Consider the following 13,739-nt stretch of genomic DNA (forward strand, 5'->3'; position numbering starts at 1 on the left):
CGGGCGTCGGCCGGAGTGGCATTCCGGTTCCTGTGTGACAGCTTCTTGTCAGTCATGTGTCCGAGATCCGGCGCGGGGGCTCAGCCCGCCTGCCGCCGGTCCGGGGCGGACCGGCGGGTGAGCGGTTCACGCAGGCCGAGGTTCTCGCGCAGGGTGGTCCCGCTGTACTCGGTGCGGTAGATCCCGCGTTCCTGCAGTTCCGGGACGAGCAGGTCGACGATGTCGTCGAGGCCGTCGGGAATCAGGTACGGCGTGACGTTGAAGCCGTCGACCGCGCCGTGCCGTACGAAGTGGGCGAACTTGTCGGCGAGACCGGACGGCGTGCCGACGTGCCCGCGCTGTGGTCCCAGCGCGATGACCGTCTCGCGCAGCGACCAGCCGTGCGCCTCCGCCTTCGCCCGCCACTCGGCGACGACCGCACGGGGGTCGGCGATCCGGCGGGCGCCGAAGGAGCCGTCGTTCTCGGTGACGACCGGGTCCTCCTTCGGCAGCGGCCCGTCGGCGTCACGGTCGGAGAGGTCGATGCCCCACAGCAGCCCGGCGATCCCCAACGCGGTGGCCGGGGTGACCTGTTGGAGCCGGATCCACTGCTTCTTCTCCTGGGCCTCCTCCTCCGTCGCGCCGATGATGATCTCGGTGCCGGGCAGGATCCGCAGATCGTCGTCGGGACGCCCGACCGCGCGCAGCCGGCGTCGGAGGTCGTCGGCGAAGGTCAGGGCGTCGTCGAAGTCGTTGCCGTGCGCGGAGAAGACGACGTCGGCGTTGCGGGCGGCGAAGTCGCGTCCCTCGCCGGAGTCACCGGCCTGGAAGATCACCGGGTGACCCTGGGCGCTGCGGGGCAGGGTGGGGGCGAGGTCGACGTCGAACTGCGGACCCCTGTGGCGCACTTGACGCACGGCGCCGGGAGCCGACCAGGCGCGGGCGGTCGCGGAGTCGGCGACGGCACCGTCCTCCCAGCCGTCCCAGAGGGCACGGGCCACGGTGAGGAACTCCTCGGCGCGCCGGTAGCGGTCGGCGTGGTCGAGGTAGCCGCCGCGGCGGAAGTTCGCGCCGGTCCAGGCGTTGTCCGTGGTGACCACGTTCCAGCCGGCGCGGCCCTCGGAGAGGAGGTCGAGGCCGGAGAGGCGGCGGGCCAGGTCGGCGGGCTCGTTGAAGGTGGAGTTGGAGGTGGAGACCAGGCCGATCCGGCGGGTGACCGCGGCCAGCGCCGCCAGTTGGGTGATGGCGTCCGGACGCCCGGCCACGTCCAGATCGTGGATCCGGCCGTCGACCTCGCGCAGCCGCAGGCCCTCGCCGAGGAAGAAGGCGTCGAACAGGCCGCGTTCGGCGGTCTGGGCGACCTTGCGGAAGGACGCGGGGTCGATCTGGGAGCCGCTGCCGGGGGCGGACCAGATGGTCCAGTGGTTGACGCCCTGGAAGAAGACGCCGAAGTGCAGCTGGGCGTGTGGCCGGGGGACGTCGAGGGGGTCGGTGCGGGTCATCGTGCGTCCTCCTGGGCGGCGGTGGCCGCGACGGCGTAGCGGTTGGCAGGGCGCTCCAGACCCAGGGTCGAGCGCAGGGACGTACCGGGCAGCGGACGGGCGACGAGACGTCGCTCGGACAGGGCCGGCAGGACGAGTCGGGAGAGCACGGACAGGTCCTCGTCCAGCACGAGCGGGTGCAGCCGTACCCCGTCCAGATGACGGCTCAACTCGCCGAGCAGGGCGACGAGTTGGTCGGCGGAACCGATGTGCCGCAGTCGCCCGCGGTCGCTCCATGCCGCGTGCCGTTCGAGGTCCGCGACGCGCTCGGCGGCCGTGGCGCCCGGGGTGTCCAGTGCCACCTCGACCTCGGCGAAGACCCGGGGCGTACCGGCGGCGGCAGCCGCCCTGGCGACCGACGCGAGATCGCGTCCTTCGACGAGCCCGACGTCGAGCTGTGCGGCGGGAACCCGGTCCGGCCGGCCCAGGACGACGAGCTGCCCCTGGGGCGGGCGGGGCACGATCGCGGGGCCCTTGACGGCATACGTCTCGCCGGTGAAGTCGATGTAGTGCAGCCGGTCGCGGTCGAGGTAGCGGCTGGTGGCCACGGACCGGATGACCGCGTCGTCCTCCCACGAGTCCCACAGAGCGCGGGCCACCTCGATACCGTCACGGGACTCCCGGGCCCGCGCCTCGGCGTCGGCGACCGGCGGGCGCCCCCAGGCACGGGCCGCCTCGGGACGTTCCTCCTCCGCCACCACCCACCCGGCGCGACCTGCGGAGATGTGGTCCAGGGAGGCCAACTGACTGGAGACGTGGAAGGGTTCGGCGTACGTGACCGACACGACGGGCGCGACCCCTACGGTGCTCGTGGACGCCGCGACGAAAGCCGCCCGCTCCACCGCGCCGATACGGCCGACCGGATCCGGTGCCGCACCGGGGGGCAGCACGCCGTCGTCCAGGGTGACCAGGGTGAACCCGGCGTTCTCGGCGACGGCGGCGACACCGGCCACGCGGCGCGGGGTGAGCAGCTGATCGGGGGAGTGGGTGGCGCGGCGCCAGGCCGCGGGGTGGGCGCCGTCGCCGTCGATCTCGACGGCGAGGTGCAGGGCAGGGCCGGACATGGGCTTCCTTCCGGGAAACGCGAGAATGCGCGGCCGACGGGCCACGACGAGACAGCCGGCGGCAAGGGCCGGCAGGGGATCAGGCGGATACGGAAGGACAGACCGCGGAGGAGGTACGGCAGTAGTCGACATGCCGCCGGGTGATCAGCCGCGCACCGGTGCACGCACGGCGCGAGGGCGCGCTCAGTACGTGCATGGAAGCCTCCACCCATCAGGAACTCTCGGCCTCAACGTACGTCGTCCGTCCCCGCGGATGTCAAGGTCGGAAAGAGGCCGAGAAGGTCCCCGTGTCCGCAATGCAAGACCTGTCCGGGAAGTTATTGACCAACCTGGTGGCTTCTGCTGAACTCCCGTCTCATGAACCCGCGCGTGGACCTCACTCGGCGGCGCCACATCGACCTGGCGCACGTCTCCAGCGCGTTTTGTTGTCGCTGACCCGGCACGTGGTCCCCGGCGACAGCCTCGCGCGCATTCGGTGCGCGTCGGTGTGAAGCGGCGTTGAGCCGCCCGCATCGTGATGTCTCTCCCCGCAGGACCGTCGAACTCACCTTCTGAGGGCTCCCCGTCTCCCCTCCTCCTCGCATGAGTCGGGAGCCTGTTCGCGTACGCCGACGCGGTCGCTGAGAACGCGCCTGTGGCGGCCCTGCGACCACGCCTTTTCCTCTTTCACCCCGTCATGTCATCCCCTGCGCCCCTTCGCGTGTGCCCGTCTGTCCGGGAGGGACCCCCTCATGCCTCCGTCCATCCGTAAGCTCACCAGCCGCATCGGCGCCGTCGTCGAGGGCGTCGACCTCACGGCGCCCCCCGACCTCGCGACGGTCACGACGCTGCGAGACGCCCTCAACGAGCACAAGGCGATCGTGTTCGACGACGTGCGACTCGACAACGCCGGCCAGGAGCGTGTGGCCCGCTGGTTCGGCGAGCTGACGACCGCCCACCCCAATGTGCCGGCCGCCGACGGCACGACGAACGTGCTCGCCGTCGACAGCGAGACGTCCAAGGCCAACGAATGGCACACGGACGTCACCTTCGTGGTCAACCCGCCCCAGGTGACCACGCTCCGGTCCATCAAGATCCCGCCCTACGGCGGCGAGACGCTCATCGCCAACGCCGCCGCGGCCTACCGCGACCTGCCCGAACCCTTGCGCGCCCTCGCCGACACCCTGCGCGTCGTGCACACCAACCAGTACGACTACGCACGCCCCGAGCCCACCACCGCCCAACGGCAGGAGTACGACCGCGCCTTCGTCTCGACGCCCTACGAGGCCGAGCACCCCGTCGTGCGGGTGCATCCGCTGACCGGCGAACGCGGGCTGTTCATCGGCGGGTTCGCCAAGCGGATCGTCGGCCTGTCGGGCAGTGACTCCGCTGATCTGCTGCGCATCCTGCAGTCGTACGTCACCCGCCCGGAGAACATCCTGCGCTGGACCTGGTCCCCGAACCAGCTGCTGATCTTCGACAACCGGATCACCCAGCACTACGGCGTCGACAACTACGACGACCACCCGCGCCGCCTCAACCGGGTGACCGTCGCCGGGGAAGTGCCCGCCGGAGTCGACGGCCGCCGCAGCGAGCAACTCCTCGGCGACGCCTCGCACTACAGCGGCGTCCTGGCGGTGGCGGCATGACCGAGATCCGCATCCCGGCACCGGCGGTCGTGAAGGGCCCGGACGCGGAGACGACGACCAACGCGCCGGAACGCGAGGTGTTCCTGCCGGTCGACGCCCGCCGACGGACACCGCTGCGCACACTCCGCGAGCGCCTGCGCTGGCCGCTGGGCATCTACACGACTCCGGTCGCGATCCTCGTCGTCTGGGAGATACTCGCCCGGGCAGGCGTGGTGTCCAAGACCTACGCCCCGGCACCCACCTCGATCGTGAAGTCGGCCGTCGACCTGTGGCAACAGGGCGTCCTCGGGCCCGACCTGGCCATATCGCTGCAGCGGGCCGGCATCGGCCTGGCGATCGGACTGACGGTGGGCGTCGTCACCGGCGTCCTCGGCGGGCTGCTGCGCAGCGGCGAGTACCTCTTCAACGGGCTCGTACAGGTACTCAACACGATCCCCCTCCTCGCCGTGCTGCCGCTGATGATCGTGTGGTTCGGCATCGACGAACTCACCAAGGTCCTGCTGATCTCCTTCGGCGCCGGCGTCCCGATGTACCTCAACCTGTTCGCCGCGATACGGGGCGTCGACCAGAGGCTGATCGAGATGGCGCGCACGACGGGCGCCGGCACCTGGCGCCTGGTCACGCGCGTACTGGTGCCCGGAGCCCTGCCCGGGTTCCTGGTCGGCCTCCGGTTCTCCCTCGCATACAGCGTCCTGGGACTGGTCGCCGCCGAAACGGTCAACGCCGACAAGGGACTTGGCTTCCTCATCACCCAAGGGCAGACGTATCTCCAGACCAACCAGGTCTTCGTGGGGCTGGTGATCTACTCGCTCCTCGGTCTGCTCGCCGACCAGTTCGTCCGGGCTCTCGAGCGGGTGCTGCTGCGGTGGCGACCCAGTTATGAGGCGTCATGAGCAGCACCATCACGACGGAGCCCCGCCGTCGGACCGGGGTCGTCGTCGAGCAGGTGGTACGGCAGTTCGGTGACCGTCGCGTCCTCGACCGCCTCGATCTGACCATCGAGGAAGAGGAGTTGGTGATCCTGCTCGGCCCCTCGGGCTGCGGCAAGAGCACCCTGCTGAGGCTGCTCGCCGGCCTCGACCGGCCCGACGGCGGACGCGTGGAGGTCCCGGCACGGCGCGCGATCGTCTTCCAGGCCGACCGGCTGCTGCCCTGGCAGCGGGTGCTGCGCAACGTCACGCTCGGCCTGCACGGCCCCGACGCCGACCAGCGGGCCCGCGAGGTGCTGGCGGAGGTCGGACTCTCGGGCCGCGAGAAGGCCTGGCCCAAGGAGCTCTCCGGCGGCGAGGCCCAGCGGGTGTCGCTCGCCCGGGCACTGGTCTCCGAGCCCGAACTGGTGCTGCTCGACGAGCCGTTCGCGGCCCTGGACGCCATCACCCGACTGCGCATGCACGACCTCGTACGCGCGCTGCGCAGCAAGCACCACGCGGCCATGCTCCTGGTCACCCACGACGTCGACGAGGCGATCGCCCTGGCGGACCGCATCGTCGTCATGAGCAACGGCCGCATCGGCAGCGCGCACACGGTGAGCCTCACCGCCGCGGACCGGGAGGCGAGCGTCGCCCGTGAGGAACTCCGCGCCCGGCTCCTGGACGACCTCGGCCTCGCCGGACAGCACTGACCTTCCCCAAAAAACCCTCACCCAGCACAGAAAGCTCGACAGCCCATGCGACAGAGAACGACCAGACTCATCGGCGCCATCGGTTCGCTCGCCCTGGCGGGCACCCTCGCCGCCTGCGGATCGTCCTCGGACTCCACCGCGCCGCTGAGCAAGGCCGTCGACGCGAGCGACGCCAAGCACCCCGAGTGGAGCAAGTACACCTTCACCATCGGCGACAACGGCGGTGACGGCAGCCAGGAACTGGCGCGGATCACCGGCGCGTTCGACAGCGCGTCCTACAAGGTGAAGTTCGCCCGCTTCACCTACGGCCCGCCGCTCGTGCAGGCCGCCGCCTCGGGCGACATCGACCTCGGCAGCGTCGGCGACGTGCCGCCGATCACCGGCGCCGCGAAGGAGTACGGCTTCAAGGTCGTCGCGGTCAACCGCTCGCTCACGCCCACCCAGTCCAACGAGAACATCATCGTTCCCAAGGGATCGCCGCTGAAGTCGCTCAAGGACCTCAAGGGCAAGAAGATCGCCGTCCCGCAGGGCAGTTCGGCCCACGGCCTGGCCCTCAACGCGCTCAAGAGCGTCGGCCTCGGCCCCAAGGACGTGCAGCTGGTCTTCCTCGACCCGGCGGCCGGCGCCACGGCGTTCAACACCGGCAAGGTGGACGCCTGGTCGATCTGGAACCCCCAGTCCGCGATCGCGGTCAAGAACGGCGCACGCATTCTGGCGAAGGGCCTGCCGCCGATCGACCAGACCAGCAGCTACTACGTCGCCAGCGAGAAGTCGCTCAACGACAAGACCAAGCGGGCGGCCCTCACGGACGTACTGAAGCGCCTTGCCAGCGAGTTCGCGTGGGCGATCAAGCACGAGGACAAGTACGCCGAGGCGGTGTCCAAGGAGGAGGGCATCCCGCTGGACGACGCCAAGGCATCCCTCAAGACATTCGAGACCCGCGTGACACCGGTGGAGACGTCGGACATCGCGGCCGAGCAGAAGCTCGCGGACGCCTTCCTGGAAGCAGGCCAGATCACCAAGACGGTCGACGTCAAGTCGATCACCGACAACCTCCTCCCGGCCGGCTACGACAGCTCCAAGCTGAAGGTCACCTCATGAGCGCGCCAGGACGTCAACTCCACCTCAACGCCTTCCTCATGGAGGCGGGCCACCACGAGGCGGCCTGGCGGCTCCCACACAGCAACCCCCGCGCCGACTTCGACCTGCGGCACTGGATCGAGCTGGCACAGCTCGCCGAGAGCGCCAAGTTCGACTCGCTGTTCCTCGCGGACGGCCCGGCCCTCATCGGCACCGGCGAGTTCCGGCCCCCGGGCCAGCTCGAACCACTGACCCTGCTCACCGCGCTGTCCCAGGCGACCAGCAGGATCGGCCTCATCGCCACGGTGTCGTCGACGTACAACGAGCCGTACAACCTCGCCCGTCGCCTCGCCTCCGTCGATCACGTCAGCGGCGGCCGCGCCGGCTGGAACATCGTCACCTCGGCGGGCGCGGACGAGGCGGCCAACTTCGGCCTCGACGACCGTCCCGGACACGCCGAACGCTACGCCCGCGCCGACGAGTTCCTGAAGGTCGCCAAGGCGCTGTGGGACAGCTGGGAGTCCGAGGCCGTCGCCGCGGACAAGAGCACCGGGCGGTACGCCGACCCCGGGCTGCTGCACCGACTCGACCACCGGGGCCGGTACTTCAAGGTCGCGGGCCCCCTCAACGTCGAGCGTCCGCCACAGGGTTACCCGCTGCTCGTCCAGGCGGGCTCCTCGGAGGACGGCAAGGACTTCGCCGCCCGCCACGCCGAGGCCATCTTCACCGCTCACACGACGTACGAGCGCGCGGCCGCCTTCTACGCGGACATCAAGGCACGGACCGTGGCGGCGGGCCGCGACCCGGACGGCGTGATCGTCCTGCCCGGCATCGTCCCCTACATCGGGTCGACCGAGGAGGAAGCCCGGGCGCTGGCCCGGCAGTTCGACGAACTGCGCGTCCCCGAGTACGGGCTGCGTCAGCTGGCCGCCGTGTTCGAGACCGAGCCGTCGGTCTTCCGACTCGACGCCCCGCTACCGGACGTCATCCTGGCCAGGCCGAAGCTGGAGGGCTCGCAGTCCCGATCCGACCTGATCATCGAGCTCGCGGTGCGTGAGCAGCTGACGGTCCGGCAGATCATCTCGCGGCTCGGCGGCGGGCGCGGCCACTTCGAGTTCGTGGGCACGCCCGAGCAGGTCGCGGACACGATCATCGCGTGGTTCGAGGGCGGTGCCGCGGACGGGTTCAACATCATGGCCCCCGCCCTGCCGTCGGGCCTTGCGGCCTTCGTCGAGCACGTGCTGCCGATCCTGCGCGGCAAGGGCCTGTTCCGTGAGGACTACGAGGGCACGACCCTGCGCGAGCACTACGGTCTCCCCGTTCCGGCGAACCAGTTCCATGGCTGACCCGCTGTCCGGGCCCGACCCGCTCGCGCCTCCCGCCGCTCCGTCTTCCCGGAGCGGCGGGAACCCGCCCGCCCTGCGGGTCGAGGGCCTGCGCAAGACCTACGAGGACGGCTTCACCGCCGTGTCCGGACTGGACCTGGAGATACCCGACGGCGCGTTCTTCGGGCTGCTCGGCCCGAACGGTGCCGGCAAGACCACCCTCATCGGCTCGGTGTGCAACATCGTCCGGCCCACGGCCGGCAGCCTCTCCGTCTTCGGCCACGACCACCGCAGCCGCCAGGCCCGCAGGCTCCTGGGCCTGGCCGCGCAGGACATCAACGTCGACCGGTTCCTGTCCATCCGCCAGATCCTGGTCTACCACGCCGGCTACCACGGCATCGGCCGCAAGGCGGCCGCCCGGCGCGCGGACGAACTCCTCGCCCTGTTCCGCCTCGACGACAAGGCCGACCAACGCGCCTACGAACTCTCCGGCGGCATGCAACGCCGCCTCGTCCTCGCACGGGCCCTCATGCACCACCCCCGCCTGCTCATCCTCGACGAACCGACGGCCGGAGTCGACGTCGAACTGCGCTCGGAGATCTGGCGGGTCGTCAAGGGCCTCAACGCGGCCGGCACCACCATTCTGCTCACCACCCACTACCTGGAGGAGGCGGAGACCCTGTGCGACGAGATCGCACTGCTGCGGGCCGGCCGGATCGTCGACCGCGGCTCCTCCGCCTCACTGCTCCGGCGGTACGCGGCAAGGGACATCTCGGAGGTCTACGACCGGGTGATCACGGCTGAAGGGGTGGCCTCGTGAGCAGCACCGGTACACCGGCCCCTCCGGCGTACGACGAGCCCTTCCGGTCGGAGCGCTCACCGTTCCTGTGGCTCCTGGAGCGCGAAGTCCTGCGCTTCCTCACGATCTGGCGCTACAGCGTCGTCGGTCCGGTGCTGTCGACCGTGCTGTTCGTGGTCGTCTTCGGATCGGCTCTCGGCTCCCACGTCGACACGGTCGACGGCGTCGGCTACGGCAGCTTCATCGTGCCCGGCCTCTTCGCCCAGGCGATCGTCAACGTCGGCTTCTTCAACGGCACGACCAGCCTCTTCGAGGCGCGCAGGGACCAGTACATCGACGACGTGTTCGCAAGTCCCCTCAGGTGGTGGGAGATCAACGCGGCGCTCGTGGGCGGCGGCATCGCCCGCGGAGCCGTCGTGGGCGCGGGAGTCCTGGCGGTGGCCCTGCCGCTCACCCACGGCGGTGCCCCGGCCCGCCCCCTCGTCCTGTCTTTCGGCACCCTCGGGCTGCTCTTGGTCGCCGCGCAGGTCGGCGTGATCGCCGGCGCCCACGCCAAGTCCCTCGACCACGTGTACTCGATGGAGTCGATCATTCTGCTGCCGCTGGGCTTCCTCGGCGGCGTCTTCTACTCCGTGCACCAACTGCCGTCGTTCTGGGACGCCTTGAGCCACCTCGACCCCGTCTTCTGGCTGGTCCAGGTCGAACGGATCGGGTTCCTCGGCCAGGGCGACGTCGGCGCGGGCTGGGCGCTGGCCGTGGTCTGGACCCTCGCGGCGGCACTGACGGCCTGGTCGGCCGCGCTGTTCGCCACCGGCCGTCTCAAGCCCTGAACCCGTACGGAAAGGAACGCGCGCCATGACGAGCAACGACCCCGAACCCACCCTGAACACCGACGTGTTGGTGATCGGCGGTGGCCCCGCGGGCACCTGGGCCGCGATCAAGGCCGCCCAGGCGGGCGCCGACGTCGTCCTCGCCGACAAGGGCTACACGGGCACCAGCGGAGCGACCGCCTCCGTCGGCACCGGCATCTGGTACGTCGACGACGTCCCCGAACTGCGCGAGGCCGCCATGGCGAGCCGCGAGGCACTCGGTGGTCATCTGGCCGACCGGGACTGGATGGCACGCGTCCTCGACGAGACCCACGCACGCATGGACGAACTGGCCCGCATCCAGCGCTACCCGTTCCCGGTCGACAGTGACGGCCGGCAACTGCGCGGCGACCTCCAGGGCCCGGAGTACATGCGCCGACAGCGCACCCGGGTACAACGGCTCGGCGTCCGCGTCCTCGACCACACTCCGGCGCTGGAGCTCCTCACCGACACGGACGGAGTCGTCTCGGGAGCGCGGGCGCTGGACCGTACGACCGGTGAGACCGTCCGTGTCCAGGCGGGCGCGGTCGTGCTCGCCGCCGGGGGATGCGCGTTCCGCTCCAAGACGCTCGGCTGCGACGTCAACACCGGGGACGGGGCGCTGCTGGCCGTCGAAGCGGGGGCGCGGCTGTCCGGGATGGAGTTCTCCAACGCCTACGCCATCGCACCGAAGGGCACGTCCCTGACCAAGACCGCCTACTACTCCTGGGCGACCTTCTACCGCGCCGACGGTTCGGTCCTCGACGGCGCGGGCAGCACCCGCGGCCGGTCGGTGATCGCCAAGACCCTGCTCACGGAGCCGGTGTACGCCCGGTTCGACCGGGCGGCACCGCACGAGCAGCGAGCGATGCGCAAGGGCCAGCCGAACACCTTCCTGGTCTTCGACCGGCTGGGCATCAACCCCTTCACCGACCTGTTCGAGGTCACCCTGCTCGCCGAAGGCACGGTACGGGGGACGGGCGGCGTACGCATCGCCGACCACGACTGCTCCACCGACGTCCCCGGTCTGTACGCGGCGGGCGACACCGCGACCCGCGAGCTGATCTGCGGTGGCTTCACCGGAGGCGGCAGCCACAACGCCGCGTGGGCGGTGTCCTCGGGCAGTTGGGCGGGCCGGGGCGCCGCCGGGTTCGCCGCCCGCCGGGGCCGTCCTGGGCGCGCACTGCGCGCCGCGGGTACAGCCGGTCTGCGCCCCACCGGTCCCGTGACCATCGGCCACCGCGAGGCCGTCGACGCCGTGCAGCGCGAGATCCTGCCGTACGACCGCAACTACCTGCGGCACGCGGACCGGCTGGAACCGGCGCTGCGTTCCCTGCACCGCACCTGGTCCGCGGTCCGTGAGGGGCTGGGGGCCGACGGCGAGGAGCTCTTCCGCGCCCGGGAGGCCGCCGCGATGGTCGCCCACGGGCGGTGGATGTACCACGCGGCGCTGCGGCGCACCGAATCCCGCGGCATGCACAAACGAACCGATCACCCGGCGCTGGACCCGGCCCAGCACCACCGGCTGCTCACCGGCGGGCTCGACGAGATCTGGAGCCGCCCGGAGACGCCGCGGCGTCAACTGCTCGCGAACGGAGGCCGAGCCGCATGATCGAGATCGTCGAGCCGGGTCGGTGCATAGCCTGCGACCGGTGCGTCGAAGTCTGCCCGACGCGTGTGTTCGACCGCGGCGCGGACGGCATTCCGGTGATCGCGCGGCAGGACAGCTGCCAGACGTGCTTCCAGTGCGAGGCGTACTGCCCGACCGACGCGCTCTTCGTGGCGCCGCTGGTGACCGCGGTCGCCGCCGACTCGCACTTCCGCGATGTGACCGAACTGGAGGGTTCGGGGCTGCTCGGCGGATACCGGCGCGAACTCGGCTGGGGCAGGGGCAGGACGCTCGGCGCCCGCACGGCGATCGGACCGGAGTACCCGGACTGACCGGCCCGTGCCGACGTGACCTGCAAGGATGGCGTGGTGGAGCAACGACTGAGCCGACGGACAGCGTCAGAAGCAGTGCACGACCACGGCTGGCGCTACATCCTGGGCACCCTGCAGACGTCCGTCCCGGTCCGGTCCCTGGCCCAGGGAATCAGTGTGACGTCGGACGTCGTGGAGGTGTGCGGTGACGCTGCCGATCGGCATCTCCTGCTCGATGCCCGCCCCGATCGGGTCATGCTCACCCTGCAGTCCCGGGCCCACGCGGCGGTGACCGACCGGGACGTCGAACTCGCCCGTCGCATTTCCGCGACGGTCCGCGAAGCGGGGCTGCGGACAGAGCCCGGGACCGGGACCGGCGCACAGCGGTCGGTGCAGCTCGTGGAGATCGCGATCGACGCGCTGGACATCGCCCGGATCCGGCCCTTCTGGAAGGCGGTCCTGGGCTATGCCGACGAACTGGCGGGCGCAGGACCGGAAGATCCCCTCGTCGACCCGTTCCGGGTCGGGCCCGCGGTCTGGTTCCAACAGATGGACCGAGCACGCCCCCAACGCAACCGCATTCACCTGGACATCAGCGTTCCCCACGACGAGGCGCTCCTGCGCGTCGATGCCGCGCTGGCGGCGGGCGGTCGACTGGTGTCCGCGACCCGTGCCCCGGCCTTCTGGGTCCTTTCCGACAGGGAGGGGAACGAGGCCTGCGTGACCACTTGGCAGGGCAGAGACGGCTGAGTCACTGTCACATGAGAATTCGTTCCCCTGCGAGTAAGGGCTTCACTCGACCGGCGTCATTTCCGTGCAATGCGCTTAAAGAATTCCTCTTGTCGCGGTGAGAGTTTCCTTGAAATGGGGCCGCGTCGGCGTCGCGGGGAGATGTCGTGACCAAAACTGCTGCGCATGGCCTCGAACGTCCTCAACGCAACCGCGCCCGCGGGCTCATACCGTCGCCCGCCATGGCGGTCACCCCAGGGTGAGCCGGCGTACGCACGCCCTGCGCTGCTGGTTCTCGTCGTGCTCGCCGTCGTGTTCTATGCCTGGGGCATCGACCGCAGCGAGTACCACACGTTCTACGCGAGTGCGGCCCGCAGCATGACGGAGAGCTGGAAGGCTTTCTTCTACGGGTCCTTCGATCCCGGAAATTCCATCACGCTCGACAAATTGCCGGGGTTCCTCTGGCCGCAGGCGCTGTCCGCGCGGTTGTTTGGATTCCACGCGTGGGCGCTGACGCTTCCGCAGGTTCTGGAAGGCGTCGCCAGTCTGCTTGTCCTGTACCGCGTCGTCGGCCGCTGGGCGGGCACGCATGCGGCTCTGATCGCCGGCGCGGTGTTCTTGGTGACCCCCGTCGCGGTGGGTCTCTTCCGTACCTCGGTCGAGGATCCGATGTTCACGCTGTGCCTGCTGCTGGCGGCCGGGGCGACTCAGCGGGCCGCGCGCGAGGGCAGGCTCCGGCCGCTGGTCATCGCCGGTGTCTGGGTCGGCATCGGCTTCCAGGCCAAGATGCTCGAGTCCTGGGCCGTACTGCCTGCTCTCGCCCTCGTGTATCTGATCTCGGCACCGCTCACGCTGCGCCGACGGCTGGCCCACCTCGGTGTGGCTGCCCTGGTGATGACGGCCGTGTCGGCGTCGTGGATCCTCGCCGTCACCCTCACCCCGGCCAAGGACCGGCCGTACGTGGACGGCACCACCGACAACTCGGCGTTCAGCATGGTGGTGGGCTACAACTTCCTGTCCCGTTTCTCTTCCCTGGGCATCAGCGCGGCCTCCACGGGCAGCGTTTCCGCCTCCCAGGGGGGAGGCAACGGCCATGTCCGCACCTCCGCCCAGGACACGCGCCGGGGATCAGGCGCGCGGACGGGCATGGCCAAGGGCCCGAGCGGATCGACGGCCGTCAGGGCGGCTGCTCCACGGAGCGGAGG

At 70.6% G+C, this 13,739-nt stretch carries 13 protein-coding genes; 11 read left to right on the forward strand and 2 right to left on the reverse strand.

All coding sequences use genetic code 11. From position 1 onward, the window contains the following. Positions 1-80: 80 nt before the first annotated feature. Complete coding sequence (locus GRC12_RS07270) at positions 81-1,481, reverse strand: NtaA/DmoA family FMN-dependent monooxygenase (protein WP_208778254.1); 1,401 nt, start codon at positions 1,479-1,481, stop codon at positions 81-83. Next, positions 1,478-2,584, reverse strand: a complete 1,107-nt coding sequence (locus tag GRC12_RS07275) for an LLM class flavin-dependent oxidoreductase (RefSeq protein WP_208778255.1) — start codon at positions 2,582-2,584, stop codon at positions 1,478-1,480. The genes GRC12_RS07270 and GRC12_RS07275 overlap by 4 nt, the downstream gene beginning before the upstream one ends. 731 nt (positions 2,585-3,315) lie before the next feature. On the opposite strand from GRC12_RS07275, the gene GRC12_RS07280 reads away from it, so the two are divergent. The 11 genes from GRC12_RS07280 to GRC12_RS07330 all read left to right on the forward strand — a co-directional run. Continuing rightward, a complete protein-coding gene (locus GRC12_RS07280) occupies positions 3,316-4,212 on the forward strand; it encodes a TauD/TfdA dioxygenase family protein (RefSeq protein WP_208778256.1) in 897 nt (298 codons plus the stop codon). Further along, positions 4,209-5,105 carry an ABC transporter permease gene (locus tag GRC12_RS07285; RefSeq protein ID WP_208778257.1) on the forward strand — a complete coding sequence of 299 codons (897 nt, stop codon included), beginning with the start codon at positions 4,209-4,211 and terminating at the stop codon, positions 5,103-5,105. The genes GRC12_RS07280 and GRC12_RS07285 overlap by 4 nt, the downstream gene beginning before the upstream one ends. After that, on the forward strand, positions 5,102-5,833 hold the full coding sequence (locus GRC12_RS07290) for an ABC transporter ATP-binding protein (protein ID WP_208778258.1): 732 nt from the start codon (positions 5,102-5,104) through the stop codon (positions 5,831-5,833). The genes GRC12_RS07285 and GRC12_RS07290 overlap by 4 nt, the downstream gene beginning before the upstream one ends. A 45-nt stretch (positions 5,834-5,878) precedes the next feature. Then, the gene (locus GRC12_RS07295; protein WP_208778259.1) at positions 5,879-6,934 is read left to right on the forward strand and encodes an aliphatic sulfonate ABC transporter substrate-binding protein; all 1,056 of its coding nucleotides are present in this window, start codon (positions 5,879-5,881) and stop codon (positions 6,932-6,934) included. Then, entirely contained in the window at positions 6,931-8,259 is a 1,329-nt protein-coding gene (locus tag GRC12_RS07300) for an LLM class flavin-dependent oxidoreductase (protein WP_208778260.1), read from the forward strand. Before GRC12_RS07295 ends, GRC12_RS07300 begins: the two co-directional genes overlap by 4 nt. Next, positions 8,252-9,058, forward strand: coding sequence for an ABC transporter ATP-binding protein (locus tag GRC12_RS07305; RefSeq protein WP_208778261.1), 807 nt, complete (start codon positions 8,252-8,254; stop codon positions 9,056-9,058). Before GRC12_RS07300 ends, GRC12_RS07305 begins: the two co-directional genes overlap by 8 nt. After that, positions 9,055-9,867 carry an ABC transporter permease gene (locus GRC12_RS07310; protein WP_208778264.1) on the forward strand — a complete coding sequence of 271 codons (813 nt, stop codon included), beginning with the start codon at positions 9,055-9,057 and terminating at the stop codon, positions 9,865-9,867. Before GRC12_RS07305 ends, GRC12_RS07310 begins: the two co-directional genes overlap by 4 nt. 25 nt (positions 9,868-9,892) lie before the next feature. Continuing rightward, the gene (locus GRC12_RS07315; RefSeq protein WP_208778265.1) at positions 9,893-11,497 is read left to right on the forward strand and encodes an FAD-dependent oxidoreductase; all 1,605 of its coding nucleotides are present in this window, start codon (positions 9,893-9,895) and stop codon (positions 11,495-11,497) included. Then, a complete protein-coding gene (locus GRC12_RS07320; RefSeq protein WP_208778267.1) occupies positions 11,494-11,826 on the forward strand; it encodes a 4Fe-4S dicluster domain-containing protein in 333 nt (110 codons plus the stop codon). Before GRC12_RS07315 ends, GRC12_RS07320 begins: the two co-directional genes overlap by 4 nt. 36 nt (positions 11,827-11,862) lie before the next feature. Then, on the forward strand, positions 11,863-12,555 hold the full coding sequence (locus tag GRC12_RS07325; protein WP_208778268.1) for a VOC family protein: 693 nt from the start codon (positions 11,863-11,865) through the stop codon (positions 12,553-12,555). Between the two features lie 165 nt (positions 12,556-12,720). Beyond that, the coding region (locus tag GRC12_RS07330; protein ID WP_208778270.1) for an ArnT family glycosyltransferase at positions 12,721-13,739 on the forward strand (1,019 nt) is incomplete at its 3' end.

It is taken from the genome of Streptomyces griseorubiginosus, assembly GCF_017614965.1.
Lineage (GTDB): Bacteria > Actinomycetota > Actinomycetes > Streptomycetales > Streptomycetaceae > Streptomyces > Streptomyces griseorubiginosus_B.